Origin of the sequence: Pseudomonas sp. NPDC086112, from assembly GCF_044746425.1 — a bacterium.
Lineage (GTDB): Bacteria > Pseudomonadota > Gammaproteobacteria > Pseudomonadales > Pseudomonadaceae > Aquipseudomonas.
Window position 1 is genome coordinate 36,301 of the sequence record NZ_JBIVCD010000012.1, and the last position, 22,642, is coordinate 58,942.

General features: G+C 55.2%; 26 protein-coding genes and 1 pseudogene. 11 read left to right on the plus strand and 16 right to left on the minus strand.

Annotation, left to right across the window (positions count from 1 at the left end; genetic code table 11):
- Window positions 1-206: 206 nt before the first annotated feature.
- Complete coding sequence (locus ACIPLA_RS11280) at window positions 207-1,556, minus strand: heavy metal sensor histidine kinase (RefSeq protein WP_218399093.1); 1,350 nt, start codon at window positions 1,554-1,556, stop codon at window positions 207-209.
- Window positions 1,556-2,236 carry a heavy metal response regulator transcription factor gene (locus tag ACIPLA_RS11285; RefSeq protein ID WP_218399094.1) on the minus strand — a complete coding sequence of 227 codons (681 nt, stop codon included), beginning with the start codon at window positions 2,234-2,236 and terminating at the stop codon, window positions 1,556-1,558. The genes ACIPLA_RS11280 and ACIPLA_RS11285 overlap by 1 nt, the downstream gene beginning before the upstream one ends.
- 152 nt (window positions 2,237-2,388) lie before the next feature.
- Between ACIPLA_RS11285 and ACIPLA_RS11290 the strand changes: the two genes are divergently transcribed.
- Entirely contained in the window at window positions 2,389-2,925 is a 537-nt protein-coding gene (locus ACIPLA_RS11290; RefSeq protein ID WP_401173165.1) for a plastocyanin/azurin family copper-binding protein, read from the plus strand.
- A gap of 61 nt (window positions 2,926-2,986) precedes the next feature.
- Window positions 2,987-3,817 carry an NADPH-dependent 7-cyano-7-deazaguanine reductase QueF gene (gene queF / locus ACIPLA_RS11295; RefSeq protein WP_401173166.1) on the plus strand — a complete coding sequence of 277 codons (831 nt, stop codon included), beginning with the start codon at window positions 2,987-2,989 and terminating at the stop codon, window positions 3,815-3,817.
- A 171-nt stretch (window positions 3,818-3,988) separates the two neighbouring features.
- Here queF and ACIPLA_RS11300 read toward each other — a convergent pair whose 3' ends face one another.
- Together ACIPLA_RS11300 and ACIPLA_RS11305 are read right to left on the minus strand one after the other, a co-directional pair.
- On the minus strand, window positions 3,989-4,252 hold the full coding sequence (locus tag ACIPLA_RS11300; RefSeq protein ID WP_123497830.1) for a DUF4404 family protein: 264 nt from the start codon (window positions 4,250-4,252) through the stop codon (window positions 3,989-3,991).
- A 109-nt stretch (window positions 4,253-4,361) separates the two neighbouring features.
- Window positions 4,362-4,982 (minus strand): HAD family phosphatase, encoded by a 621-nt coding sequence (locus ACIPLA_RS11305; protein ID WP_218399097.1) that lies wholly within the window; start codon window positions 4,980-4,982, stop codon window positions 4,362-4,364.
- Window positions 4,983-5,182: 200 nt separating this feature from the next.
- On the opposite strand from ACIPLA_RS11305, the gene ACIPLA_RS11310 reads away from it, so the two are divergent.
- Entirely contained in the window at window positions 5,183-5,872 is a 690-nt protein-coding gene (locus ACIPLA_RS11310) for a VacJ family lipoprotein (RefSeq protein WP_218399098.1), read from the plus strand.
- Window positions 5,873-6,101: 229 nt separating this feature from the next.
- Here the strand turns inward: ACIPLA_RS11310 and ACIPLA_RS11315 are convergent, their stop codons facing one another.
- On the minus strand, window positions 6,102-6,401 hold the full coding sequence (locus ACIPLA_RS11315) for a PilZ domain-containing protein (RefSeq protein ID WP_218399099.1): 300 nt from the start codon (window positions 6,399-6,401) through the stop codon (window positions 6,102-6,104).
- A gap of 275 nt (window positions 6,402-6,676) precedes the next feature.
- Between ACIPLA_RS11315 and rssB the strand changes: the two genes are divergently transcribed.
- Window positions 6,677-7,858 (plus strand): two-component system response regulator RssB, encoded by a 1,182-nt coding sequence (gene rssB / locus ACIPLA_RS11320; RefSeq protein ID WP_218399100.1) that lies wholly within the window; start codon window positions 6,677-6,679, stop codon window positions 7,856-7,858.
- Window positions 7,858-8,340 carry an anti-sigma factor antagonist RssC gene (gene rssC / locus ACIPLA_RS11325; protein ID WP_007897104.1) on the plus strand — a complete coding sequence of 161 codons (483 nt, stop codon included), beginning with the start codon at window positions 7,858-7,860 and terminating at the stop codon, window positions 8,338-8,340. Before rssB ends, rssC begins: the two co-directional genes overlap by 1 nt.
- A gap of 165 nt (window positions 8,341-8,505) precedes the next feature.
- On the opposite strand, the pseudogene ACIPLA_RS11330 reads toward rssC, so the two are convergent.
- The 3 genes and pseudogenes from ACIPLA_RS11330 to dusA all read right to left on the minus strand — a co-directional run bounded on the left by ACIPLA_RS11330 (window position 8,506) and on the right by dusA (window position 11,999).
- Window positions 8,506-9,759 (minus strand): annotated as a pseudogene (locus ACIPLA_RS11330) (IS3 family transposase).
- 115 nt (window positions 9,760-9,874) lie between these two features.
- Window positions 9,875-10,801: a transaldolase gene (tal, locus tag ACIPLA_RS11335; protein WP_008007128.1), complete on the minus strand. Its 927-nt coding sequence runs from the start codon at window positions 10,799-10,801 to the stop codon at window positions 9,875-9,877.
- 178 nt (window positions 10,802-10,979) lie between these two features.
- Window positions 10,980-11,999 (minus strand): tRNA dihydrouridine(20/20a) synthase DusA, encoded by a 1,020-nt coding sequence (gene dusA, locus ACIPLA_RS11340; RefSeq protein WP_401173167.1) that lies wholly within the window; start codon window positions 11,997-11,999, stop codon window positions 10,980-10,982.
- A gap of 102 nt (window positions 12,000-12,101) precedes the next feature.
- Between dusA and ACIPLA_RS11345 the strand changes: the two genes are divergently transcribed.
- From ACIPLA_RS11345 to ACIPLA_RS11355, 3 genes are all read left to right on the plus strand, one after another.
- Window positions 12,102-13,196, plus strand: coding sequence for a site-specific integrase (locus tag ACIPLA_RS11345; RefSeq protein WP_401173168.1), 1,095 nt, complete (start codon window positions 12,102-12,104; stop codon window positions 13,194-13,196).
- A 134-nt stretch (window positions 13,197-13,330) separates the two neighbouring features.
- Window positions 13,331-14,758, plus strand: coding sequence for an AAA family ATPase (locus ACIPLA_RS11350; protein ID WP_401173169.1), 1,428 nt, complete (start codon window positions 13,331-13,333; stop codon window positions 14,756-14,758).
- A gap of 2 nt (window positions 14,759-14,760) precedes the next feature.
- Complete coding sequence (locus ACIPLA_RS11355) at window positions 14,761-15,705, plus strand: DUF4435 domain-containing protein (RefSeq protein ID WP_401173170.1); 945 nt, start codon at window positions 14,761-14,763, stop codon at window positions 15,703-15,705.
- 58 nt (window positions 15,706-15,763) lie between these two features.
- On the opposite strand, the gene ACIPLA_RS11360 is transcribed toward ACIPLA_RS11355, so the two are convergent.
- The 8 genes from ACIPLA_RS11360 to ACIPLA_RS11395 form a co-directional block, all read right to left on the minus strand.
- Window positions 15,764-16,024, minus strand: a complete 261-nt coding sequence (locus ACIPLA_RS11360; RefSeq protein ID WP_401173171.1) for a pyocin activator PrtN family protein — start codon at window positions 16,022-16,024, stop codon at window positions 15,764-15,766.
- Window positions 16,025-16,128: 104 nt separating this feature from the next.
- Window positions 16,129-16,335: a hypothetical protein gene (locus ACIPLA_RS11365; RefSeq protein ID WP_401173172.1), complete on the minus strand. Its 207-nt coding sequence runs from the start codon at window positions 16,333-16,335 to the stop codon at window positions 16,129-16,131.
- A 59-nt stretch (window positions 16,336-16,394) separates the two neighbouring features.
- Window positions 16,395-16,625 carry a pyocin activator PrtN family protein gene (locus ACIPLA_RS11370; protein WP_401173173.1) on the minus strand — a complete coding sequence of 77 codons (231 nt, stop codon included), beginning with the start codon at window positions 16,623-16,625 and terminating at the stop codon, window positions 16,395-16,397.
- Window positions 16,622-17,005 carry a hypothetical protein gene (locus ACIPLA_RS11375; RefSeq protein WP_401173174.1) on the minus strand — a complete coding sequence of 128 codons (384 nt, stop codon included), beginning with the start codon at window positions 17,003-17,005 and terminating at the stop codon, window positions 16,622-16,624. Before ACIPLA_RS11375 ends, ACIPLA_RS11370 begins: the two co-directional genes overlap by 4 nt.
- The gene (locus tag ACIPLA_RS11380; RefSeq protein ID WP_401173175.1) at window positions 17,002-17,277 is read right to left on the minus strand and encodes a hypothetical protein; all 276 of its coding nucleotides are present in this window, start codon (window positions 17,275-17,277) and stop codon (window positions 17,002-17,004) included. Before ACIPLA_RS11380 ends, ACIPLA_RS11375 begins: the two co-directional genes overlap by 4 nt.
- 10 nt (window positions 17,278-17,287) lie before the next feature.
- The gene (locus ACIPLA_RS11385) at window positions 17,288-17,665 is read right to left on the minus strand and encodes a hypothetical protein (RefSeq protein WP_401173176.1); all 378 of its coding nucleotides are present in this window, start codon (window positions 17,663-17,665) and stop codon (window positions 17,288-17,290) included.
- Window positions 17,662-17,865, minus strand: coding sequence for a hypothetical protein (locus ACIPLA_RS11390; protein WP_401173177.1), 204 nt, complete (start codon window positions 17,863-17,865; stop codon window positions 17,662-17,664). The genes ACIPLA_RS11385 and ACIPLA_RS11390 overlap by 4 nt, the downstream gene beginning before the upstream one ends.
- A gap of 139 nt (window positions 17,866-18,004) precedes the next feature.
- Window positions 18,005-18,685 carry a LexA family protein gene (locus tag ACIPLA_RS11395; protein WP_401173178.1) on the minus strand — a complete coding sequence of 227 codons (681 nt, stop codon included), beginning with the start codon at window positions 18,683-18,685 and terminating at the stop codon, window positions 18,005-18,007.
- Between the two features lie 438 nt (window positions 18,686-19,123).
- On the opposite strand from ACIPLA_RS11395, the gene ACIPLA_RS11400 reads away from it, so the two are divergent.
- Genes ACIPLA_RS11400 through ACIPLA_RS11410 form a run of 3 tightly spaced genes read left to right on the plus strand, consistent with a single transcriptional unit; the run spans window position 19,124 to window position 22,507 of the window.
- Window positions 19,124-19,612, plus strand: a complete 489-nt coding sequence (locus tag ACIPLA_RS11400) for a phage regulatory CII family protein (protein ID WP_401173179.1) — start codon at window positions 19,124-19,126, stop codon at window positions 19,610-19,612.
- A complete protein-coding gene (locus ACIPLA_RS11405) occupies window positions 19,605-19,811 on the plus strand; it encodes a TraR/DksA C4-type zinc finger protein (RefSeq protein WP_401173180.1) in 207 nt (68 codons plus the stop codon). Before ACIPLA_RS11400 ends, ACIPLA_RS11405 begins: the two co-directional genes overlap by 8 nt.
- Complete coding sequence (locus tag ACIPLA_RS11410) at window positions 19,808-22,507, plus strand: DUF5906 domain-containing protein (protein WP_401173181.1); 2,700 nt, start codon at window positions 19,808-19,810, stop codon at window positions 22,505-22,507. The genes ACIPLA_RS11405 and ACIPLA_RS11410 overlap by 4 nt, the downstream gene beginning before the upstream one ends.
- Window positions 22,508-22,642 lie beyond the last annotated feature (135 nt).

Here is a 22,642-nt window from a genome sequence, read left to right on the forward strand (position 1 = left end):
TGTGTTACGGCGCGGAACCTGGGGGCGGGGGCTTGCTCGCGAAAGCGGTGTATCAGGCGACATCAATGTTGACTATGCCGCCGTCTTCGCGAGCAAGCCCGCTCCCACATAGATTTGCGCCTTAACTGACTGGCATTGGCCAATGGGCCGCGTTTTTTGTGGGTACAGGTTTATTACGTCATCGTTCTTCGCGGGCACTATTGGCCTCAATCCCCCTTCGGCAACTCAATCACAAACCGCGTCCATCCCTTATCCGATTCGCAACGAATCTGCCCGCCATGGGCGCGGATGATTGACTGGGTGATGGCCAATCCCAACCCCGCATGCTCACTGCTGCCTTCACGGCGCGCCGGGTCTGCCCGGTAGAAGCGGTCAAACAAGCGCGGCAACAAGTCTTCAGAAATCACTTCCCCGCTGTTTTCAACCGTCAGGCTCAGCCCTGTAGGCTGTTCAACAATCTTCACCCGAACCTCGCCACCGCCCGGGGTAAACCGCAGTGCATTGTCCAGCAGATTGGACAGCGCCCGACGCAACATGCTGCGGTCGCCCTGCATGCGCGCGGTGCCGTCACGACTCAATTTCACCTGAGCGTCCTCGGCCAGCGGCGCAAAAAACTCCAGCAGCACATCGGCTTCCTCCGACAGTTCCAGCGCTTCGCGCTTGGGCATCAGCAAGCCGTGGTCAGCCTTGGCCAGGTACAACATGTCGTTGACCAGTTGCGCCATCCATTGCAGTTCTTCGAGATTGCTGTGCAGTGCTTCGCGGTAATCCTCGATGGGGCGAGGGCGGGTGAGGGTGACCTGGGTGTGGGTCAGCAGGTTCGACAGCGGTGTGCGCAGTTCATGGGCGATGTCGGCGGAAAACGCCGAGAGCCGCTGAAAAGAGTCGTCGAGGCGTCCGAGCATGGCGTTGAAACTGTAAGCCAGTTCCTCGAGCTCTGGCGGCATGTCTGCTTCTGGCAGGCGAGCGTTGAGCGATTGCGCCGACACGCCGCTGGCGACCGCACTCATGCGCCGCAACGGGCGCAAACCGCTGCGTGCGGCCCAGGCTCCGAGCAGAGCAGTGGCCAGCGCCGACAAACTGACCGTCAGCCAAATCAGATGCTGCATGCGCTGCAGAAAATGTTGGTGATGGGTGATGTCCAGCAACAAGGTCAGTTGCGGTGAATCGGGTTTGTCGGGGAACAGCGGTGCATTCAGGACGCGGTAGTCAGTGCCGTCGTCGCTCATCGTCGACAGGCCCAACTGGCGCGGCAAGTCTTTGGGTAAACGGGCCGAGCTGTCGTACAAGCGTTGGCCGTCGCTGCCAATGATGCGCAGCGAAAGATCGGCTTGTCGGCTCAATTCATCGGCCAGTCTGGTCTCGCTTTCGCTGGACGGAATGTCATCCAGCGCCCGGCGCAAGCCAATCAGCTTGCCATCCAGCAACTGCTGGTCCAACTCGACAAAGTGCGCCTCGCTGGCGCGGCTGAACAACACCCCGGCGAACAACGACACCACGGCAGTGCAAGCTGCGAACAGCAGCGCCAGACGATTGCTTAGAGAGAGTCGGCGCATCAGGCAGGGCGCTCTTCAAGGACATAGCCCATGCCGCGCACGGTGTGGATCAACTTGTTCGGGAAGTCATCGTCGATCTTCAGGCGCAGACGGCGGATCGCCACTTCGATCACATTGGTGTCGCTGTCGAAATTCATGTCCCACACCTGGGAAGCGATCAGCGACTTGGGCAGAACTTCACCCTGACGTCGCAGGAGCATTTCCAGCAGGGCGAATTCCTTGGCGGTCAGGTCGATGCGCTGACCGTTGCGTTCGACCCGGCGACGAATCAGATCCAGACGCAAGTCGGCCAGTTGCAGGCTGGTTTCCTGAGGCGTGGCACTGCCGCGACGCAGCAGACTGCGAACCCGCGCCAGCAGTTCGGAGAAGGCGAACGGCTTGACCAGATAGTCGTCGGCACCCAGTTCCAGGCCGTGAACCCTGTCCTCCACGGCGTCTCGCGCTGTAAGAAACAGTACTGGTGTGTCGAGGCCCGCACCGCGCACTGCTTGCAGAATCTGCCAACCATCGCGACCGGGCAGCATCACATCGAGGATCAACAAGGCGTAATCGCCGCTCAACGCCAGTTGCTGGCCGGTGCTGCCATCGGCCGCCAGTTCGGTGGTGAAACCGGCCTCGGTCAGGCCCTGACGCAGGTAATGGCCAGTTTTCGGTTGGTCTTCGACAATCAGCAGTTTCATGGGCGACTCGGGCAGTTGGAACGGTGCGTTATACCGTGGGCGGCGGCGAGACAGGCCAACCTGACAAAGTTGTAATCTGCCTGTCAGGTGGCTGGCAGAGCCCGCGGGTTAAGTTTCCCACAAGCTGAACCTCATCTTGTTGGAGTGCGACTATGTTTTTGCAAAATCGTCTGGTACTGACCGCTTGCTTGCTGACTCTGAGCTTGGGACTGGAGGCTTCGCCGGCGCATTCCTACGACTTCGGTCAACCGGCGGCAGCGACCAATGCTACCCGTAGCGTTGAAGTGGTGATGGGCGATATGTCCTTCACTTCCAAGGCGATTGATATCAAGGCCGGAGAAACCGTGCGTTTTGTACTGGTGAATAAAGGCCAGTTACTGCACGAATTCAACCTCGGCGACGCGGCGATGCATGCCCGGCATCAGCAGGAAATGCTCCAGATGCAGCAAAGCGGCATGCTGATGCCTACAGGCATGAAGGCCATGGACCACGGCTCCATGGCCACAATGGACCATTCCTCCAAAGGGCATGGGATGAAACACGATGATCCGAACAGTGTGCTGGTGGAGCCGGGCAAAACCGCCGAGCTGACCTGGACCTTTACCAAGGCCACCAACCTGGAATTTGCCTGCAATATCCCCGGTCACTATCAGGCCGGTATGGTCGGCAAACTGACAGTCAGTCAGTAAGCACTCAAAGGCGGGAGCAAAGGCTGGTAGAATCCGCTGATTCTTCAGTCAGGTTTCCGTCATGCATCCCGCAGCCGAACATTCGCCGCTGGGCAAGTCCAGCGAATACATCGCCACCTACACGCCGTCCCTGCTGTTCCCGATCCCGCGCACCGCGAAATGGGCCGAGCTGGGCCTGACGGCTGAAACCCTGCCGTACAAGGGCGTGGACTTCTGGAACTGCTTCGAGCTGTCGTGGCTGTTGCCGTCCGGCAAGCCCGTGGTGGCGATTGGCGAATTCAGCATTGCGGCGGATTCGCCGAACATCATCGAATCGAAGTCGTTCAAGCTGTACCTCAACTCGCTGAACCAAACAGCGTTTGCCGACACCGCAAGCCTTGAAGCGACGCTGGCAAAAGACCTTTCGACCGCAGCCGGCAAACCGGTGGGCGTGCGGATTCGCAGCCTGAAAGATGTTGAGGCGGAAGGCGTCGTGGCGTTGCCGGGTGTGTGTATCGATGAGCTGGATATCAGCGTCAGCAACTACGAGCATCCGCGTCCGGAACTGCTGCGGTGCAATGAGTCGCTCATTATTGAAGAGTGCGTACACAGCCATTTGCTCAAATCCAACTGCCCGGTCACCAGTCAGCCGGATTGGGGCAGCGTAGCGGTGGAGTATCGCGGCGCGGCGCTGGACCATGCGAGTTTGCTGGAATACATCGTGAGCTTCCGTCAGCACTCGGACTTCCATGAGCAGTGCGTGGAGCGGATTTTCCTCGACCTGCAACGGTTGCTCAAGCCAGAGAAGCTGACGGTGTATGCACGGTATGTGCGTCGTGGCGGGCTGGACATCAACCCGTATCGCAGCACGGAAGAAGTGCAATTGCCGAACCATCGGCTGGTTCGTCAGTAAAGCTCCAATGTGGGAGCGGGCTTGCTCGCGAAGACGTGGGCACATTCAACATGAAAGTGCCTGCTAGACCGCTTTCGCGAGCAAGCCCGCTCCCACAAGGGATTGCATTTCAGGTCGCAGGCATTAAAAAGCCCCGCTATCGATAGCAGGGCTTTTTTGTATCTGGCGGGTTCAGATCCCCATGTTGCCCAACGCTTGCACGATGTTGCGCAAGGTGCCAGCAAGGGTCGGGTGTTCAAGTTCGAAGCGCTCGACGGCCAGGTTCACATTGTCGGCGAGGTTGGTGTCCTGGGTTTTGGTTTCGAGTTCAAGTTCCAGTTCGATCTGTTGCATCAGCGCGTGCAGGTCAGCGCGCTCGGCTTCGGTAAGCGGTGGATTCTGTTCCAATTGCTCGCGCAGTTTGTTGAGCTGTTCTTGCAGTTCGCGGGCAGGCATGGCGTTCTTCCTTTTATCGATAGGCACTGGCATAGACCGCAGCGGCGCGCCAAAGGTCTACGGCTGACCTTTAGATTAATCCACTCCCGGGCAACCTGCATGATCTCGATCAGGGCTTCTCACCCTTGAGCCGGCGCAGGCTGATATCGGCCAGGCAGGTGTCGAGTTCGCCCAGATGATCGATTACCGAATGCACGCCCAGGCCGAACAACTGCATTGTCGCCTTGCCGCGCAGATGTTCCCGTTCCTTTTGGCTTAAGACCTGCCATTCGCTGGGGGCCAGCCCGCACAGCGAGCCGCAGGACGCCAGGCCAATGGTCCACAACCCGGCATTCAGGCCCGATTGCAGGAGTCGCGGTTCGCCGCTGACCAGCACACAACCGTCCAGACGTTCGACATTCAACGCCATCAAGGCTTGCCAACAGGCGTTCGGGGCTGGCCATGGATTGATTGTTGCCAGGTGTTGCGAAGGTTTGATCCATTCCGGGAGTGCCCCGGCCAGAGAGTGGCTGAGGGCGGGGGGCAGTTCATCGAGCCAGGCGCAAGGAATCTGTTGGCGCTGCAAGCTGGACAGGCTGTCCAGAGCGCCAAGCGTGACTTCGGCATGCTCGGCAGTCAGTGTGCCACCTTGGCGAGTACGTGCGCCGAAATCCACCAGGCATCCGCTGAGGCCGAAAAGTACCGCGGTCAGGCTGGGGGCGATGAGAGGCGTGGTTTCGGCGCGTGGCATATCAACATCCTTGAAATAGTAACAAGGCTATTCGTGGACGGTGACAGTTGAGTGACACTGATGTGAATCGCTTCCAGCCAGGAGAATCATCCGGAGGCCATCGCGCACGATGCTGCCTAAACCGGGTTTTCCGTCATATACTAGCGGCCTTTGCGCCTGGGCCAAGCCCCCGCGCCAGTACGAATCCAAGGAGTTTCTCTATGCGCTGGAGCAATCAGCTCGTTCAGCTTTGTATGTGTGCCAGTGTATTGCTGGCTCCGTTCGCGGCCCAGGCGGCCACGGAAGAAGACCCTTGGGAAAGCATTAACCGCCCGATCTACAAGTTCAACGATTTTGTCGACACTTACGCACTGAAGCCATTGGCTCAGGGCTATCAATTCGTCACGCCGCAGTTTCTGGAAGATGGCATCCACAACATGTTTCGCAACGTCGGCGACGTGACCAACCTCGCCAACGACGTGTTGCAAGCCAAGCCCGCTGCGGCAGGCGTCGATACCGCGCGTTTGATCTTCAACACCACCTTCGGCCTGCTGGGCTTCTTCGACGTGGGCACTCAGATGGGCCTGCATCGCAATGATGAAGACTTCGGCCAGACCCTCGGTTACTGGGGCGTGGGCAGCGGCCCATACTTGATGCTGCCGCTGCTGGGTCCAAGCACCTTGCGTGATGCGCCTTCCAAGTATGTCGACGGCTATACCGGCCCGTACCGCTACATCCACGACGTGCCGGTGCGTAATTCGATCTTCGGCCTGAACATCGTCGACGCCCGCGCCAACCTGCTGTCGGCCGAGAAGCTGGTCAGCGGCGACAAATACACCTTTATTCGCAATGCGTACCTGCAAAATCGCGAATTCAAGGTCAAGGACGGCCAGGTCGAAGACGATTTTTAATCTCGACCGGTAAAACGAAGAAGGCGGCCATTTGGCCCAATGTCAGTCAGTTCAGGCGCCATCCATGTGGGAGCGGGCTTGCTCGCGAAGACGGCGGCACAGTCAACATTGATGTCGCCTGATACACCGCTTTCGCGAGCAAGCCCGCTCCCACAGGTTCCGCGCCTTAACTGACGGGTGTTGGCCATCTGGCCGCCTTCTTTCGTTTGGCTTGCTGGTAAATTCGGGGCTATTTCATTTTCAGGATTGTAAGCCCGAGTTTCTGATTGGAACCCTCCTGTGTTTTCACCCACACCACTTCGGTATCGGCCTCAAGGCCTTTGAGCGCTGCATGATCGGAATCAATCCGCACGCTGAGATGGTCACCGACCTTGAATAAGCGGGGCGCCTCAACTTGCATGCCACTGCTGGAAAGGTCGATGCAGACGGCTGGCACCTCGTCGCCTTCATGAATCAGCGCCACATCGGCATCGACCCGCATGCGGATGAAATCGCGCTTTTCGCTGTAGTCCCGATCAGTTTGGCTCATGGGCTCGATCCTTCCTTTGGGTTACGGTTTTGCCTGTTCTTATAACTCCCGGTGATTTGACAAGTAAAGACGTCAAGCGACCATCGGCGTGAGCTTGAAACGCCTCGCGGATGGGAGTACCGTCTGCGCCTTAGAAGGGCACCTTTGGTGTACCTGTAAGTAGGGCTAACGCTCGAAAACGGTGCGGCAGAGAGGCTAGAAAGCGAATCCAGTAGTGTGTGCGGGGCCAATGCCCAGCCTGCTACGCCAACCTAATTCTGGCGCCGTTTGCCCACATGCCAAAAACCAGTGCCACGCTGCTGATAATCGATGATGACGAAGTAGTGCGCGCGAGCCTCGCGGCCTACTTGGAAGACAGTGGTTTCAGTGTCCTGCAGGCCAGCAACGGCCAGCAGGGTCTTCAGGTATTCGAGCAAGACAAGCCCGACTTGGTCATCTGCGATCTGCGCATGCCGCAGATGGGCGGACTCGAACTCATTCGCCAGGTCACCGAGCTGTCGCCGCAAACCCCGGTGATCGTGGTGTCGGGCGCGGGCGTGATGAACGACGCGGTCGAGGCCCTGCGCCTGGGCGCGGCGGACTATCTGATCAAGCCTCTTGAAGATCTGGCCGTGCTCGAGCACTCCGTGCGCCGGGCCCTGGATCGTGCGCGCCTGCTGCTGGAAAACCAGCGCTATCGCGAGAAGCTGGAAAAGGCCAACCGCGAGCTCGAAGCCAGCCTGAACCTGCTCCAGGAAGACCAGAACGCCGGTCGCCAGGTGCAGATGAACATGCTGCCGGTCAGCCCCTGGAGCATCAACGAGTTCCAGTTTGCACACCAGATCATTCCGTCGTTGTACCTGTCGGGCGATTTCGTCGACTACTTTCGGGTCGATGAGCGTCGGGTAGCGTTTTACCTGGCGGACGTTTCCGGCCATGGCGCCTCTTCAGCCTTCGTTACCGTGCTGCTGAAGTTCATGACCACGCGCTTGCTGTTCGAATCCAAGCGCAACGGCACATTGCCGGAGTTCAAGCCTTCAGAGGTTCTTGGTCATATCAACCGGGGCCTGATCAGTTGTAAGCTGGGTAAACACGTCACAATGGTCGGTGGAGTCATCGACGAGGAGACCGGTTTGTTGACCTATAGCATCGGCGGTCATCTGCCGTTGCCTGTGTTGTACACGCCAGACAGTGTTCGTTACCTGGAAGGGCGCGGTCTGCCGGTGGGCCTCTTCAATGAAGCCAGCTACGAAGACCACGTACTGGAATTGCCACCAGTGTTCAGCCTGACGCTGATGTCTGATGGCATTTTGGACCTTTTGCCAGAACCCACACTCAAAGATAAAGAAGCTGCTTTGCCTCAACGGGTGAAGGCAGCGGGCGGCAGCCTGGATGGTCTGCGCCAGGTTTTTGGATTGGCCACGCTAGGGGAGATGCCGGATGATATCGCCCTGTTGGTGTTGAGCAGGAATCTTTAATGAGTACCGGTAGAATCCAGTTCGCCGAGCAGGATGGCACCTTCGTCCTGAAGTTCGTCGGTGAAGTTCGCCTGACCCTGTGTTCGGCGTTGGATGCGACTATTGAGCGGATCTTCACCGCGTTGAATTTCAACGCCATCGTGATCGATCTGACCGAAACCCGCAGCATCGACAGCACCACCCTGGGCCTGCTGGCCAAACTGTCGATCCTGTCGCGGCAAAAGGTCGGCCTGCTGCCGACCGTCGTCACCACCCACGAAGACATCACCCGTTTGCTGCAGTCCATGGGCTTTGAGCAGGTGTTCAACATCGTTGATCGCCCAATCCCATGCCCTGAATGCCTGACCGACCTGCCAGACCAGGATCAGTCCGAAGAAGTGGTGCGCGTCAAAGTCCTCGAAGCGCACAAAATCCTCATGGGCCTGAACGACTCCAACCGTGAGGCGTTCCATGACCTGGTGAATGCGCTGGAGCGGCACTGATTCCCCTGAAACGGTGTGGGTCGGTCTGATCCCACACTAGCCCCGCGTAAACTCACCATCCCGACCCACTACGAATCCCTGTAGGAGCGAGGCTTGCCCGCGAAGGCGCCATAACGATCACCACATCCCCCAGCGCGAAGCCTATTCAATCTCCAACATCAATGTCTAGTCCTGAAATAGGTTTACACCTGTTTCACCCTAACGCCCGATGCACCGCATCGGGCGTTTTGTATTTCAAAGACAGATGCGGTCGCTCACCGTTATAGATCGATACCGACTCACTCACCATCTTCTTCGCCTGCGTTAGATCCTGTGGCCTCTCGAGCAAAAGCTCTGTCTTCAATATTCCGTTGACCCGCTCCGCCAAGGCGTTTTGGTAGCAGTCATAGCCGTCCGTCATTGAACACCTGATGCCGTGTTTCGCGTGCAGTTCCTGGTACATCCCCGAGCAATACTGGCTGCCTCTATCCGAGTGATGAACCAGCGACTGCTCCGTTCGACGGTGCTTTACCGCCCGGCGCAGTGCGTGTGCTACCGACTCGGTGTGCAGGCTTTCATGGACGTGATAGCCCACGATCTTTCGCGAAAAGGCATCCGTCACCAGGCTCAGATAGGCCACACCCTCCTGCGTTGGCAAATAGGTGATGTCAGCCACCCAGACTTGTTCCGGGCCGCTTGGAACAACCTGATCAGGACCTGGCTTGAGCAGGTTCGGATGGCGTCGGAAGCGATGATGGCTGTCAGTCGTCTTGTGATAAGCCCGCTTGCGAGCCACCAATAAACGTCTTTCCCGCAGGATCGAAAACAGCCGATCTCGACCCACTTGCAGCTCAAGTTGAGGCTGGCAATGCAGCAAATAATGCAGCTTTCGGGTGCCCAAACGCGGCTGCCGCTGACGTTTTTGCTGAACGAAATCGGCAACCTTCTGATCCAGAACCAGACGAGCAGCGTAGGCGCGATTGCGTTTGTAGTAAGCCTGTCGGCTTATCCCCATGAACTGGCAAGCCCTGCTGATGCTCAGGTTTTGGATTCGTTTTTGCGCGAGGACTTGCCGGGACGCTTTTTTACGACAGAGAGACCGTAGTCATTTTTCAAAACATCCACGACCGCCTCGAAAAACTGCGCTTTCTGATTGGACAGCGCCAACTGTTCTTCAAGCTCTTTGATGCGTTGCTCTGGCGTTAATGGTCGGTTTTTGTCGGGCATAGACCCCATCCTCGGCGAGCCAATGTATGTGCCTGGGCTCCAATCCTGCCGACCATGCTTGCGTAACCACGTCAGAACGGTCGTTTTGCCTTGAATCCCGTAGCGCTCCTGAGCCTCTTTATAACTCAGCTCGCCTTTTTCGACCTGATCGACGACCGACAATTTAAAGGTCAGCGTGTAGTCGCGCTGACTACGCCTTTTTGCTGATTTCATTACGTCCTCCTGAAAAACGGATCAGAAGGTGTAAACCTTATTCAGGACGGGACACAACGCACAAAAAAGGGCGAACCCGCTAAGGTTCGCCCTTTTTGCACAGCTTCGAACTAGATCAAAGCTTGGCCTGCAACAACGCCTCAAGCTTCTCCTGATCCCGAGCAAACTGACGAATCCCCTCAGCCAGCTTTTCGGTCGCCATCGCATCCTCATTGGACAACCAACGGAACTGCGCTTCATTCAGGCTCAGACGCGCCTCGCCAGCATGCCCCGGCGCCAATTTGCGCTCCAGCTTACCAGTATCCGCCGCCAGCTTCTCCAGCAGATCCGGGCTGATGGTCAACCGATCACAACCGGCCAACTGCTCGATCTGATTCAGATTACGGAAGCTCGCACCCATGACCACAGTCTTGTAGTCATTGGCCTTGTAGTAGTTGTAGATGCGCGTCACCGACTGCACGCCCGGATCATCCGCGCCGGTGTAGTCGTTGCCGGTGGCCTTCTTGTACCAGTCGTAGATACGGCCAACGAACGGCGAAATCAGGAAAACCCCAGCGTCAGCACAAGCCGCAGCCTGAGCGAAAGAGAACAGCAAGGTCAGGTTGGTCTGGATGCCTTCCTTTTCCAGCTTCTCGGCAGCGCGGATACCTTCCCAGGTCGAAGCGATCTTGATCAGCACACGGTCACGGCCAACGCCGGCCTTGTCGTACAGGTCGATCAGACGGTGCGCACGCTTCAATACGGCGTCAGTGTCGAACGACAGGCGCGCATCCACCTCAGTGGAAATACGGCCCGGTACAACCTTCAGAATCTCTTGCCCTACCGCAACGCCAAAACGGTCGCTGGCCAGGCCCACATCGCCCTTGCAGTCGTGAACGCAAGCGTTCAGCAACTCGGCATAAGCGGGAATGGCCGCCGCTTTGAGCAGCAGGGAAGGGTTGGTGGTAGCGTCCACCGGTTTAACGCGAGCGATTGCTTCGAAGTCGCCGGTGTCGGCAACCACGGTGGTCATTTGTTTGAGTTGTTCCAGCTTGGAAGTCATGAGCGTGCTCTGTCCTATGGGTCTAATGACATTACCCGAGCGCTTGCAGCCACTCAAGGGCGCGTACGTGTATCGATAGCCCCAGCGGCAACATCCTGAAAACGGATGTTTGAAAGGCGGGGCGTGGTATCGGTAGATACGATGCTGAAATGGGGGACAGGTTCAACGCAGGTGACGGTTAGCGCCCCTCCAGCAACTCCGCAGCCTGATCCAGCAACGCCAAAGGCTCTTTGGCTTTATGAATATCCACCGACAACAACTGCCGAAACTTCCGCGCCCCCGGAAACCCGGTGCCCAGCCCCAGCACATGCCGGGTGATATGGTGCATCGACCCACCCGCCAGCAGATGCTCGGCGATATAAGGCCGCAATTGCGCCAGCGCCTCGGCCCGGCTGATCACCGGCGCCTTGCTGCCGAACAGCTGTTGATCCACCTCAGCCATCACATAAGGATTGTGATACGCCTCACGGCCCAGCATCACGCCGTCAAACGTCTGCAAATGCTCGTGACAAGCCTCCAGCGTCTTGATTCCGCCATTGAGAATAATCTCCAACTCTGGAAAATCCGTTTTCAACCGCGCCGCCACGTCATAGCGCAGAGGTGGAATGTCACGGTTCTCCTTCGGCGACAGCCCCTCCAGAATCGCAATCCGCGCATGCACGGTAAAACTCGTGCACCCGGCATCCCGAACCGTGCCGACGAAATCACACAACTCCTCGTAACTGTCCCGCCCATTAATCCCGATCCGATGCTTCACCGTCACCGGAATCGACACCGCATCACGCATCGCCTTCACACAATCGGCCACCAACTGCGGATGCCCCATCAGGCACGCGCCGATCATATTGTTCTGCACCCGATCACTTGGGCAGCCGACGTTTAGGTTTACCTCGTCGTAGCCATGGTCCTGGGCCATGCGTGCGCAGGCTGCCAGGTCCAGCGGGACACTGCCGCCGAGTTGCAGGGCGAGCGGGTGTTCGGCTTCGTTGTGACGCAGGAAGCGGTCATGGTCGCCGTTGAGGAGCGCGCCGGTGGTGACCATTTCGGTGTAGAGGAGGGCGTGCTTGGAGAGCAGGCGCAGGAAGAAGCGGCAGTGGCGATCGGTCCAATCCATCATCGGCGCCACGCTGAAGCGGCGAGACGGCTCGGAACGGGCTTGGTTAGTGTTTACGGGCGCTTCAGGCTTTTCGAAATTCATTGATACTGATCTTTTATACAGCGGTTTTTACCCATTTTTCCTTGTTTTTCGAAGTCGGTTGCTACAATGTAGCAAGCGAACTCAGCAATGTAGCAACTGGAAATGGGCACGATCACATCGCGCAAGCGCAAGGACAACTCGACGGCCTATACGGCGCAAATACGGATCAATCGGGACGGGAAGACAGTTTATCAGGAAAGCCAGACCTTCGACCGCAAGCAGGTCGCCCAGGCCTGGATCAAGCGTCGGGAGACGGAGCTGGCGGAACCTGGTGGCATCGAGCGCGCGAATCGCAAGGGTGTGACGGTCAAGAAGATGATCGAGCAGTACCTGGAGGAATACGAAAAGATCCGTCCGCTGGGCAAGACCAAGAACGCCACGCTGAACGCGATCAAGGACACTTGGTTGGGTGAGCTCGACGACTCGGCGCTGACCAGTCAGAAGCTGGTGGAGTTCGCGCAGTGGCGGATGAGCAAAGAGGGCGGCGGCGTGCAGGCGCAGACGGTCGGCAATGATTTGTCGCACTTGGGTGCGGTGCTGTCTGTGGCGCGGCCGGCCTGGGGTTACGAGGTCGATCCACTGGCAATGCCAGACGCCCGTAAGGTGTTGCGCAAACTCGGCATGGTGAGCAAGAGCAAGGAGCGCAATCGCCGACCTACCCCGGAAGAGCTGGATAAACTAATGAAGCACTTTTTCGAGATGCAGGTGCGCCGGCCGGGCTCGATTCACATGCCGAAGATAATCGCTTTTGCAATCTTCTCGACACGCCGTCAGGAGGAGATCACGCGGATTCGTTGGGACGATCTCGACTGCGCGCGGCAGGCCGTCCTGGTGCGGGATATGAAGAACCCCGGGCAGAAGATTGGTAATAACGTGTGGTGTCATGTGCCTGATGAGGCGTGGGCGATTTTGCATACCATGCCTAGGGTTGCTGACGTGATTTTTCCCTATAATGCCAAATCAGTTTCTGCTTCGTTTACAAGAGCTTGTTTATTTTTGGGCATCAACGATCTACATTTCCATGATTTGAGGCACGATGGGGTGAGTCGACTTTTTGAAATAGGTTGGGACATTCCGAGAGTTTCGAGTGTATCTGGCCATAGGGATTGGAACTCTCTGAGGCGTTATACGCATCTTAAAGGGAGCGGCGACTGCTACAAAGGACTCGAGTGGATGAAACGATTGGTTGTGATATAGATAAAAATTGATACTTGTACCGATACAGGTGGGCGCGAGTTTATTGTAATGCCACTTGTGTATGCGTCGTAGAAAATACCCGCTTTAACAAGAGCAGGTGATGGGTAATTTTTATATGCAAATGGAGATGCGAAATGCGAATGAAGTTGGATGTAAATAATTTGCCTCACCCTTTGCTTGAATATTTCGAGTTGCGTGGGGTAAATAAGTATAAGCAGCTGACATTGGGAATGGCCAGCTCAATAAAAATTGTAGCTGCGGAAAATGGGACTGGTAAAACAACGTTGCTGAATGCACTTTATGCAGTGCTGTCAAAAAAACTTGCAAAGCTTTCTATAATCGATTTTTCCGAGCTTGTAATTAAGTTTAAAGATCTTGATATGTTGGTTGTGTCAAAAAAAGACCTGTTTGCTACAAACTTGAAATCGCAGGAAAACTCGGCGTTTGATGAGCTGTTGGAGTTTGGTCTCAAGGTTCAAGATATAAATTATATTTTCTCAAAGTATAGTCACACCGATTATGAGGGGCTCCGCTTGGAGGAGGCCTATAATCGAGTATATCTGAACGGTCCGTATGATCAGGAAGATACAGAAGATCTGTTTGTGCGTGCAATGCCCAGAATTGAAAGTAATGCCGCTTATCAAACATTGGTTTCATACGTGGATCAAGGTTTAGATGGCGTGGAAGTATTATATTTACCTACTTTCAGGCGTATTGAGGCAGAGTTCTCTGAATTTAACTTTCGGAAAAGTCGTAGAAATAGGTTTCCTGTATTTGAATTGGACTCCAAGACTGACGACACTCTAATCTGGTTCGGAATGGCTGATGTTGAAGAGCGGCTGGAAGTTATTAGAGATAGGATTAAAGCTCAAACATTTGACGCCTATTCTCGTTTGAGTGTTAAATCACTTGAAGACCTGTTGTCCCCCACTACGAAATCTCCTCCGTCAATAGCTGTCGAAGATAAAGCTCTCCATACTCAGCTGACTTTAGTTCTTACTCGTTTGGGTGAAGCTCAAGGAGCTACGGCCGAGAAGCTTTGGAGTCTGATTAAGAGTGGCGAAATCAATAAGACTAATTATGATAGTCTTCGATCCTACTTGTTTCAGATGTTGGATATTTATACGCAAACTCAAGCGGATGAACAATCTATTGAAGGATTTGCTCAAGTCATCAATAACTATTGGGAAACTTCTGCGTTTGAAACAAGTTCCAAGCCTGAAAAGAGGGTTGTATTTGATAAGCTGGCATTGTCAGTTGATGTGAGAATTCCTTATAGTGTCGATCCTTTAAGTTTGAATGATTTGTCGTCAGGTGAAAAGCAGATTGTATCTATTTTTGCTAGATTGCATTTGAGTCCTGGTAATCGGTATATAGTATTAATAGACGAGCCTGAACTGTCTCTGTCTTTAGCATGGCAGCGACTGTTTTTGATGGATATACTTTCTGCGCCAAGTTGCAGTCAGCTAATTGCTATCACTCACTCTCCATTTATTTTTGATAACGACCTTGATCCATTTGCTGAGCCGTTGTTAGTAAAATATGAGAGGCCGCAGGAATGAGTATGGTCGAGCTGTCTCAGCAAACACGCGGAGCGGGCTTAATTGACTCTATGCGAAAAGCCCGTGAAATTCCCCAGGTTGTCTTGCAGCAATATAGTAGTATCAGAAGCAAAGGGGAGAACTCCTTAATATGTGTATTTGAAGGTAATGATGATCTTCCATATTACGGAACTGTATTTAGATTGGTGGCGAACGATCATACGTTTGCTCCAATTCTTTCCAAGGGGAAAGAGCAACTTTTAGCGTTTAGACAGCTGCTGACAAAAAGGGAGCTTAACGACCCTAATATTGCTTACTTCATAGATCGGGATTTTGATGGTTTCAAGGGTTATCCTGAGGGCGATGATGTCTATTGCACCGATGGCTACTCAATTGAGAATCAGATGGTTGGCCCTGACGTTCTCTATGACTTGTTAGGCTCCGAGTATAAGTGTGAGGCCAGTAATGATAGTGCTTGCGTTGATGCTATTGTTCAGCATTATGGCGCCAGACTTAATGAGTTCGTTGATGTTATGCGACCTGTTAATCAAATAATTTACTATGCTCGCAAAAATAAAATTCCCTTGTCTGGGATTGAAAATAAAATTCGTAAGTATTTGAAGTTTGAAGATGATGCTGTGGTCGCCACAGATAATGATGTTTTTGAACTTGTAGGATGGCCTGAGTTTATTGATTATTCTAGCGTGGACTTTAATGATCAAGCTTTTTTGGAGTTAGACCCCATAATTGACTGGAGGGGTAAATTTCTTTTCGGATTTTTCGTGGAGATGCTCACTTATTATAAAGCTGATCGCACGTCGGAGCAGCCTAAGCATTTTGGAAGCAAGATTGGAGTTAAGTTTGATCCTCGAGGTGAGTCAGTTAGGGTTTTTGCGGTATTAGCACCCGTGCCAGATGCGCTCAGACGCTTCATTCTTCGGTTGCCAGGGAGGATGGGGAGTCAATAAAATTTATTGATTTTTTAAAGTTGCAGTGAAAGCGGGACTGAAAGTCCCGTTTTTGCTATTAGGATATAATTTTCCTTTGCTCTTTTATTGCTTTTTCTCGTTGTTGATCAATGTATTCGGCGAGGTCTTTGATGTGAACTCCTAGCGCCGCTTTTTGGCTGTTAGTGCCAAGGCGAGTGATGGGTATGTTTATCTCGCCGGAAGATTGTTTCGCTTTAAATTTTTCGACAGTAAGATTCATATAGTCCGAACATACTCGGTCTAGTGGAATTACTGCCTTCCCATCATATTGGGCTATTAGTAAAAAAAAAGTATTCATGTATCACTTTCCGGTGTTAGTGGTCCAAGAGAAGCCGCTGTAGCCAAAATGCGGTATACCTCGATAGGGCCCGCCGGGATTCTTGGCGGGGTGTTGCAGTGGTTTTAGCTCAGATTGAAGCTGCCAATGGTCAGCTTCGCGCCGCCGCCGATTTCCTGTTGAACGACATCCTTGAATTCTTGTGCGAGGTCTTCGCGCAGTTGCTCTTCGCCAATCCAGCGCAGGCGCAGCAGAGGCTTTTCACCGTCGGTGAGAACGGCAACGCGAAGGCGGATGATCTGGACCTTCAGCCCTGTGTCAGTAGGTTTCATGTGCTGTGCCTCTTTGAGTGCATGTTGTTCGCCCCTAGATGGCAGGGGCTACCGTTGAATCAGGCCGCTTGGGCATCGAGGAAGTCGGCCAGGTCGTGCAGGTAGACCACCCGTTTCGCGCGGGCCGAGTCGTGTAGGCGTTTCACAACCAGCGCGATGCGCCCGGCCTTGATCTCGTTCAGCAGGTAGCGGTCGGTGCGGATATGCGTGAAGTACTGTTCGCGTACTGCGGTCAGGGACGGGCAGGGCGTAGCGAACTGGCGTCGTAGTTGTTCTAGTGTGTTGCTCACGCTGCGTCCTCCCCGAACCCCTCCGGCTGGGACAGCAGCTTGAGGCGGATCAATTCAGCGAGGCCTTCTTTGCTTTTGCCGATGCCGGCGGCGCAGACGTGGCCATCTGCATCAGCTACTACGGCACCGAAGGGATATTCGGGCGAGTTGGTCGGGGTGACATAGGCGGTCTGGTCTTCGTGGATTACGTTGTTTACACAACGGAACACTTCAGCCAGTTCTGTGCTGAGCGCTGGCACGCTTTCCAGCAGCTGGACTGCTTCAGTCGAGGCCCCTAGGATCGTGGCGCGGCTTATCACGCCTGGGCAGCTCAGGTAGATCGGGATTAGCTTCAGGGCGCCGAGCGCTTGGGTATAGGCGTTGAGTTGATTGGTTTTCATGCGACGGCATCCTTTTTGGTAATGGTGATTCCCAGCTTCTTGGCCAGCCAATCCACGCCGTCTTTCTTCACCATCACCACGGAGTAGTGACGGCATTTGTTGAGAGACGGGATCAAGATGCTGCGTTGGTCCGAGTACAGGTGCCCTCGCTCTCGGTACTGGCTGGCGAGGTCACCACTGCTATTCAAAATGCCCAGTTCCCGCAGCCTTGTGCGGAAGGCGCGGGGCTTGAGGCCGAGCACTGCGGCCGTTTCGTTCAGGGTACGGTTCATGGCGCTGTCCTTAGGCTACGAGCAGTTTGCGAAGGCCATTAATTAAGGCTTCCGACTCGTCCAGCATTCGATGCATCTGTGTGGCCAAGTGCGCGAGCTCTGGGTTCGGTGCGGGCGGCTGCGCTGACTCGATTCGGCCATTGGCAATGTCCTGAATGAACTCCCTGAGGTGCAGGTGATTGGCTCGATCCGAACGCTTGAGCGTCAGGTGTCCGGAGTGACCACCGAAGTCGACGCTGATGACTGCGCTATCGTCGGTGAGCTCGACTTCGAAGCTCGCATGGATGGTTTGCTCTGGGCGCTGGAGTGGACACACAGCCGCACCACCCACCTGCAGGATGTTGTGTAGAAGTTCTTGCTTAGCGAGCGGAATCAGATAGTCATTCATGCTGCGTCACCGCCGAATGGGGCAGGTGCCTCATCAAGCGCAGCAATGTCGGCTGGCTTGATTGTGGCAATGCGGCCTTTTGAGGTGGTGATGACCAGAAGCCCGGTGCGGAGCTGGATTGTTTCAATTGCGGCGCGGCTGCTGCATGCTGAAGCATGTAGGTAGACCGGGCAGCGGGTTTTGCTGTGCTGTGTTTGCATGGCTCGTACTCTTTGGTGAGAGGTATACGATGCAGACGATACAAATACGTATTGATCCAGTCAATACGTGTTTGAATTGATTTTTGGATGGGCCACAAAAAACCCGCATGAAGCGGGCTTTGTTTAATTCCGTTACGTATTAAAAAATTTCGAGCTTCGAAAAGACGACTCCGCAAATTATCGCATCGGTTCCTAATTCGATAATGGGTTCCGGCCATGCGGGGTTCAAAGGTTTTAAGAACCGTCGATTTCCTTCCATCACCAACTGCTTAAACGTCGCCTCTTGGCTATCAACTAGTTTTGCGATGACCAACGAGCCATTCTCCGGATCTTTCGCTGGATCTACAAAAATGATGTCGCCATCTCGAAAGGATCGGCGTTCGTGTTGGTTAAACATCGAAAGCCCGCGCACTCGAAGGGCATAACTTTGGCTGCTATGCGATGCGGCGCAGGGAAGCCATATCTCAGCGTCATCAAGCGTTCGCACATCCTCAATTTCACACCAAGCGCCCGCTTGTACCCATGAAATCAATGGGACATATCCCTTGATAGCTGGTCCAGGTTCCACGTTGTATTCAGACGCAGATGAGCGCGTGGCCTGGTCAGCGGTTGGGTCTTTGTGTTCGCCTCCCTTCCAGAGCCAGTTGCTGCTGACCTTGAGAGCTTTGGCGATCTTTTCAACATTCTCATGACGCGGACTGGCTACTGCATTCGTCACGATTCTATGAATTGTTGGTTGCGGTACGCCAGAGCGCCGGCCAAGTTCGCCCTCGGATAACCCCATTTCCTGCATGCGTTGAGCGATGCGGTCACCAATCACTTTTCTCTGCCTTGATTCAAAAACGTATCGCCGATTGTATTGAATCAATCAATGCGTTTGTGTATTGTTTTGCTCAATGCGAAAGCGCATCGGTGAACAAGATGACTATCCAAGAAATGCTCGCGGAATTACTGCGGTCTGGGCTATCCCAACGGGTTATTGCAGATCGAGTAGGAACAACACAGCCGACTATTAATCGTGCCGCTAAAGGTGCAGATGTTCGGTATGTAACCGGAAAGGCCATTGAGAGCCTTTACACCCAAGAAAAAGAAGCGACTGACGTGAAGTCGGCTGCTTAAAAGGTGCCGGGCTGGGGCCTCTCACCAAAGAATCCCCCAGCCCGACTACGACGATACACAGCACATGCACATCGGTCGTGGTCGTAGGATAGGGTTTGCCCTGTCCTATGGCTACACCGTAAACAGGGGATTTACGGTTATGAGTCGCACAGATCTTTTGCCGGACGCTGGTCCGGTCCTTCCACTACGCCAGGCGATCTATCGCGCTGGTCGTGACTACAAGGGTGGAATTACCTCCCTTGCCTTTGACATGGTGTTGGACAACGACACCCTTCAGAAGAAACTCAAACTCGATGAAGAACGCCGCTGGCTGAACCCGGATGAGCTTGAGGAAGTAATCAGGCTGACCGGTGACTCGCGCTTGCTAGATGCATTGATGCGTCCAGCTGGTGCGGTCTGGTATCGACCAGTGCCGGTACCGGCTACACGCGATGCCCTGAAAGCCGTTGGCAAGTTGCTCGGCGAGACGGGGGAGTTCGTGGCAGCAATGCATGACGGCGCCGCCGATAACGTCTGGGAGCTTCACGAAGTCATTGACCTCGAAAAGCAGGGTATGGATGTGATCCGCGAAATCCTCGGCATCATGGCTGGTGCCCGTCAGGCGATGGAGGATCGCATCAATGGCTGACGATATCGATCGCGCAAACGACCAGGCGCAATACCTGCTCGACGTTGCCCTTCACCGCAGTCGTCGCGTGCCATCGAGCCGCGCCAGTGCGCAGTTCTGCGAGGACTGCGACGAACCTATCCCATTGCTTCGACAGCAGACGATTGAGGGTTGCGAAACCTGCGTCCACTGTCAGGGGGTGCGGGAGGCTCGGCGATGAGTGAACCGGCCAAAGGAATAGCCATCGCCACATGGGCAAAGCGTTACATCAATACTTTTGACCTCGCACTCGTATCCATTGAGCCAGGTGAAAAAGCCCCAAAAGGCATGGGGTGGAACAAACCGGGTGGCTATATCACCGACGCCGTCACGGCTGAGGCATTCTGGCAACGAAACCCAAATCACAACCTCGGCGTCGTGCTTGGGCCGAGTCGTGTCTGTTCGTTGGACGTTGATGACGTTCAATGGACACGGCACGTTCTATATGAGCTGCTGGGCCTCGATCTTGATGCGATGGCGGTGGTGTTCCCTACGATTGTCGGGAACCCGTTACGGTTCCGGGTGCTGTTCAAATTGCCGGAAGGCGTTGAGCTGACTCGGCATTCGCTTTCTTGGCCGAATGAAAATGACCCTGACGGTTCGATTTTCAAAGGGTTGATGGACAAGGCCAAGGCAGCGAAAGAGCAGGGTGATGGCGCTGGGGAAGCCGCAGCACGGGCGGAAGCTGATCCGTTCAAGCGCTTCACGGTGTTTGAATTGCGTGCTGGATTGGTGCAGGACGTATTCCCTCCGTCGATTCATCCGGGTACCGGCAAGCCTTACACCTGGAAAACCCCGCCGAATGCTACGGACGGTCTGCCGACGCTGACCAATGATCTGCTCGCCATCTGGCAAAACTGGGGCATCTTCAAACGCGATGCTGAGGCGGCGTGCCCCTGGGCGGTCGCGCCAACGAAGCCGCCGGCTAAGGTCATCAAGCGCCCAGCAACTGCGACAGGCAAGCGACCATCAGTGATCGACGAATTCAACCGTTGCCACGACGTTGAAGAGCTGCTGCGCACCCATGGGTATATCAAGCGGGGTAGCAAGTGGCTGTATCCTCAAAGCAGCACCGGTCTGCCTGGGGTGACGATCAGCGAGGGTAAGGTTTACTCGCACCACGGTGCTGATCCGCTCGCGAATGGGCATCAGAACGACGCCTTCGAAGTCTTCTGTTTGCTCAAGCACGGCGGCGATCAGTCAAAGGCGGTGAAGGACGCTGCGCGGGTGTTGGGTATGCCGCATTCAGCGCGACCGGAGCCGCGCGATCTTCCCCCGACCCCATCCGATGATTCGAGCGGGCCGAACCCTACAGCCGCCGACGCGGCCAGTGAGACCGCTCCTGCATCTGACGGGGGGGCGGGGGAGGTGCTTACGCTTGACCATTTGCTTCGTCGTTTCGCTTTGGTCGAGGGCACCACACACGTGTGGGACTGCGATCAGTCGCGAGTGATGAAGAAGTCTGCGTTCGAAGCGCGGGTTGGCAAGCCGCTGGCCAAAGCCTGGTTGGATGACATGGGCAAACGGCTGATCTCTGATGATCACGTCCGCGACATCGAGCAAACCCGTCGTATGGCGGGTAAGAAGGGTGGCGCTTTGGGTATGCCTCCTACCGATCGCTATGTGTACATCGATGGCACCAAGGACGTTTGGGACCGGGAGAAGAAGCGGCGCATTGCCGAAGGCGCGGTGAAGATGGCGCTGGGTGACACCTATCCGCTGTGGTTGAACAGCAGTGAGCGGCGCACGGTGGACGTCGAACATATCGTGTTTGATCCGACTATGACCAAAGACCCGGCGGTGTTTATCAATACCTTTGATGGCTTGCCGCTGGAGCCGGTTAGGGATGACGAAGCCTGCGCCAACCTGCGCTGGCTGATTTCATTCTTGTGCAACCACGACGAGGTAGCGGCCAATTGGCTGATTCGCTGGTTGGCGTATCCACTGCAGCATCTGGGCGCCAAGATGGATACCGCCGTTCTGATGCACTCAATCATGGAAGGCTCGGGTAAGAGCCTTCTGTTTGCTGATGCCCTAGGCATGCTTTACGGCCAGTACGCCGCGACGGTCGGTCAGACGCAGTTGGAAAGCAATTTCAACGCCTGGCAAAGCCGTAAGTTGTGGTCGGTGTTCGAAGAGGTAGTTAGCCGCGATCAGCGATACAACCAGGTAGGCAAGATCAAGCACCTGATCACGGGCAAAACAGTCCGGATGGAATCGAAGTTCATCAATGGCTGGGAAGAAGCCAACCATATGAACGCGGTTTTCCTAAGCAACGAGATTTTGCCGTGGCCGATTAGTGACAGTGACCGGCGCATGTTGGTGATGTGGCCCATGGAAACTTTGCCAGTCGATCGCCAAAAAGCGATCGGGCGGGAGCTGGAGCAGGGTGGTGTCGCGGCGCTGTACGGCTGGTTGTTGTCGATCGATCTGGGCGACTTCAACCAACGGACCCGACCGCCATCGACTGATGCTCGTGAGCGCCTGGTAGCCTTGAGTCGGGCTGGCTGGCAAACGTTCCTTCATCTGTGGAAGTACAGCGAACTGGGCCACGGTCTTTGGGGGCCGTGTCTGTCGACCGACCTCTATTCACTGTTCCTCGAATGGTGCCAGCGCAACAAAGAACACGTCATGAGTCAGACGAAATTCTCACTGTTCATCAGTTCCGAGGTGGATAAAACGCGGGCCATTCCCTGGACCGATGGCAACAACCGCCGCTTTGGCGCGTTCTTCTTTCCTTCTGATCCGGATGCTTCCCCGCCCCCATCACTGAAGGCGGCCGAGCTGGGCAAGCAGGTGGAAAATTGGCGGGCCAAGGCGAAGCTGGCGGGCTGGCATGTGGATAGCTGGGACCACATCAAGGCGGCTGCCGCATGACTATGCCTAAAAGTGTGTTGGGTGTGTCGGGTGTGTGTTGGGTTGATTTTGGATACCCCACACAGATTGGAACCTTCTATTCCGCTAGTTTTTGGGCGTTGTGTCGGGTGTGTTGGGTTTCACTACGCGTGCGCG

Coding starts and splice junctions, on each gene's coding strand:
- ACIPLA_RS11355 (WP_401173170.1), top strand. CDS start 14,761: ATGGTCGAGCTGTCTCAGCAAACACGCGGAGCGGGCTTAATTGACTCT.
- ACIPLA_RS11375 (WP_401173174.1), bottom strand. CDS start 17,005: ATGAAAACCAATCAACTCAACGCCTATACCCAAGCGCTCGGCGCCCTG.
- ACIPLA_RS11345 (WP_401173168.1), top strand. CDS start 12,102: ATGGGCACGATCACATCGCGCAAGCGCAAGGACAACTCGACGGCCTAT.
- ACIPLA_RS11310 (WP_218399098.1), top strand. CDS start 5,183: ATGCGCTGGAGCAATCAGCTCGTTCAGCTTTGTATGTGTGCCAGTGTA.
- ACIPLA_RS11350 (WP_401173169.1), top strand. CDS start 13,331: ATGCGAATGAAGTTGGATGTAAATAATTTGCCTCACCCTTTGCTTGAA.
- ACIPLA_RS11405 (WP_401173180.1), top strand. CDS start 19,605: ATGGCTGACGATATCGATCGCGCAAACGACCAGGCGCAATACCTGCTC.
- ACIPLA_RS11400 (WP_401173179.1), top strand. CDS start 19,124: ATGAGTCGCACAGATCTTTTGCCGGACGCTGGTCCGGTCCTTCCACTA.
- ACIPLA_RS11315 (WP_218399099.1), bottom strand. CDS start 6,401: ATGAGCCAAACTGATCGGGACTACAGCGAAAAGCGCGATTTCATCCGC.
- ACIPLA_RS11385 (WP_401173176.1), bottom strand. CDS start 17,665: ATGAATGACTATCTGATTCCGCTCGCTAAGCAAGAACTTCTACACAAC.
- ACIPLA_RS11380 (WP_401173175.1), bottom strand. CDS start 17,277: ATGAACCGTACCCTGAACGAAACGGCCGCAGTGCTCGGCCTCAAGCCC.
- rssC (WP_007897104.1), top strand. CDS start 7,858: ATGAGTACCGGTAGAATCCAGTTCGCCGAGCAGGATGGCACCTTCGTC.
- ACIPLA_RS11365 (WP_401173172.1), bottom strand. CDS start 16,335: ATGAAACCTACTGACACAGGGCTGAAGGTCCAGATCATCCGCCTTCGC.
- ACIPLA_RS11300 (WP_123497830.1), bottom strand. CDS start 4,252: ATGCCTGCCCGCGAACTGCAAGAACAGCTCAACAAACTGCGCGAGCAA.
- ACIPLA_RS11280 (WP_218399093.1), bottom strand. CDS start 1,556: ATGCGCCGACTCTCTCTAAGCAATCGTCTGGCGCTGCTGTTCGCAGCT.
- tal (WP_008007128.1), bottom strand. CDS start 10,801: ATGACTTCCAAGCTGGAACAACTCAAACAAATGACCACCGTGGTTGCC.
- ACIPLA_RS11285 (WP_218399094.1), bottom strand. CDS start 2,236: ATGAAACTGCTGATTGTCGAAGACCAACCGAAAACTGGCCATTACCTG.
- rssB (WP_218399100.1), top strand. CDS start 6,677: ATGCCAAAAACCAGTGCCACGCTGCTGATAATCGATGATGACGAAGTA.
- ACIPLA_RS11290 (WP_401173165.1), top strand. CDS start 2,389: ATGTTTTTGCAAAATCGTCTGGTACTGACCGCTTGCTTGCTGACTCTG.
- ACIPLA_RS11360 (WP_401173171.1), bottom strand. CDS start 16,024: ATGAATACTTTTTTTTTACTAATAGCCCAATATGATGGGAAGGCAGTA.
- dusA (WP_401173167.1), bottom strand. CDS start 11,999: ATGAATTTCGAAAAGCCTGAAGCGCCCGTAAACACTAACCAAGCCCGT.
- ACIPLA_RS11305 (WP_218399097.1), bottom strand. CDS start 4,982: ATGCCACGCGCCGAAACCACGCCTCTCATCGCCCCCAGCCTGACCGCG.
- ACIPLA_RS11390 (WP_401173177.1), bottom strand. CDS start 17,865: ATGCAAACACAGCACAGCAAAACCCGCTGCCCGGTCTACCTACATGCT.
- queF (WP_401173166.1), top strand. CDS start 2,987: ATGCATCCCGCAGCCGAACATTCGCCGCTGGGCAAGTCCAGCGAATAC.
- ACIPLA_RS11410 (WP_401173181.1), top strand. CDS start 19,808: ATGAGTGAACCGGCCAAAGGAATAGCCATCGCCACATGGGCAAAGCGT.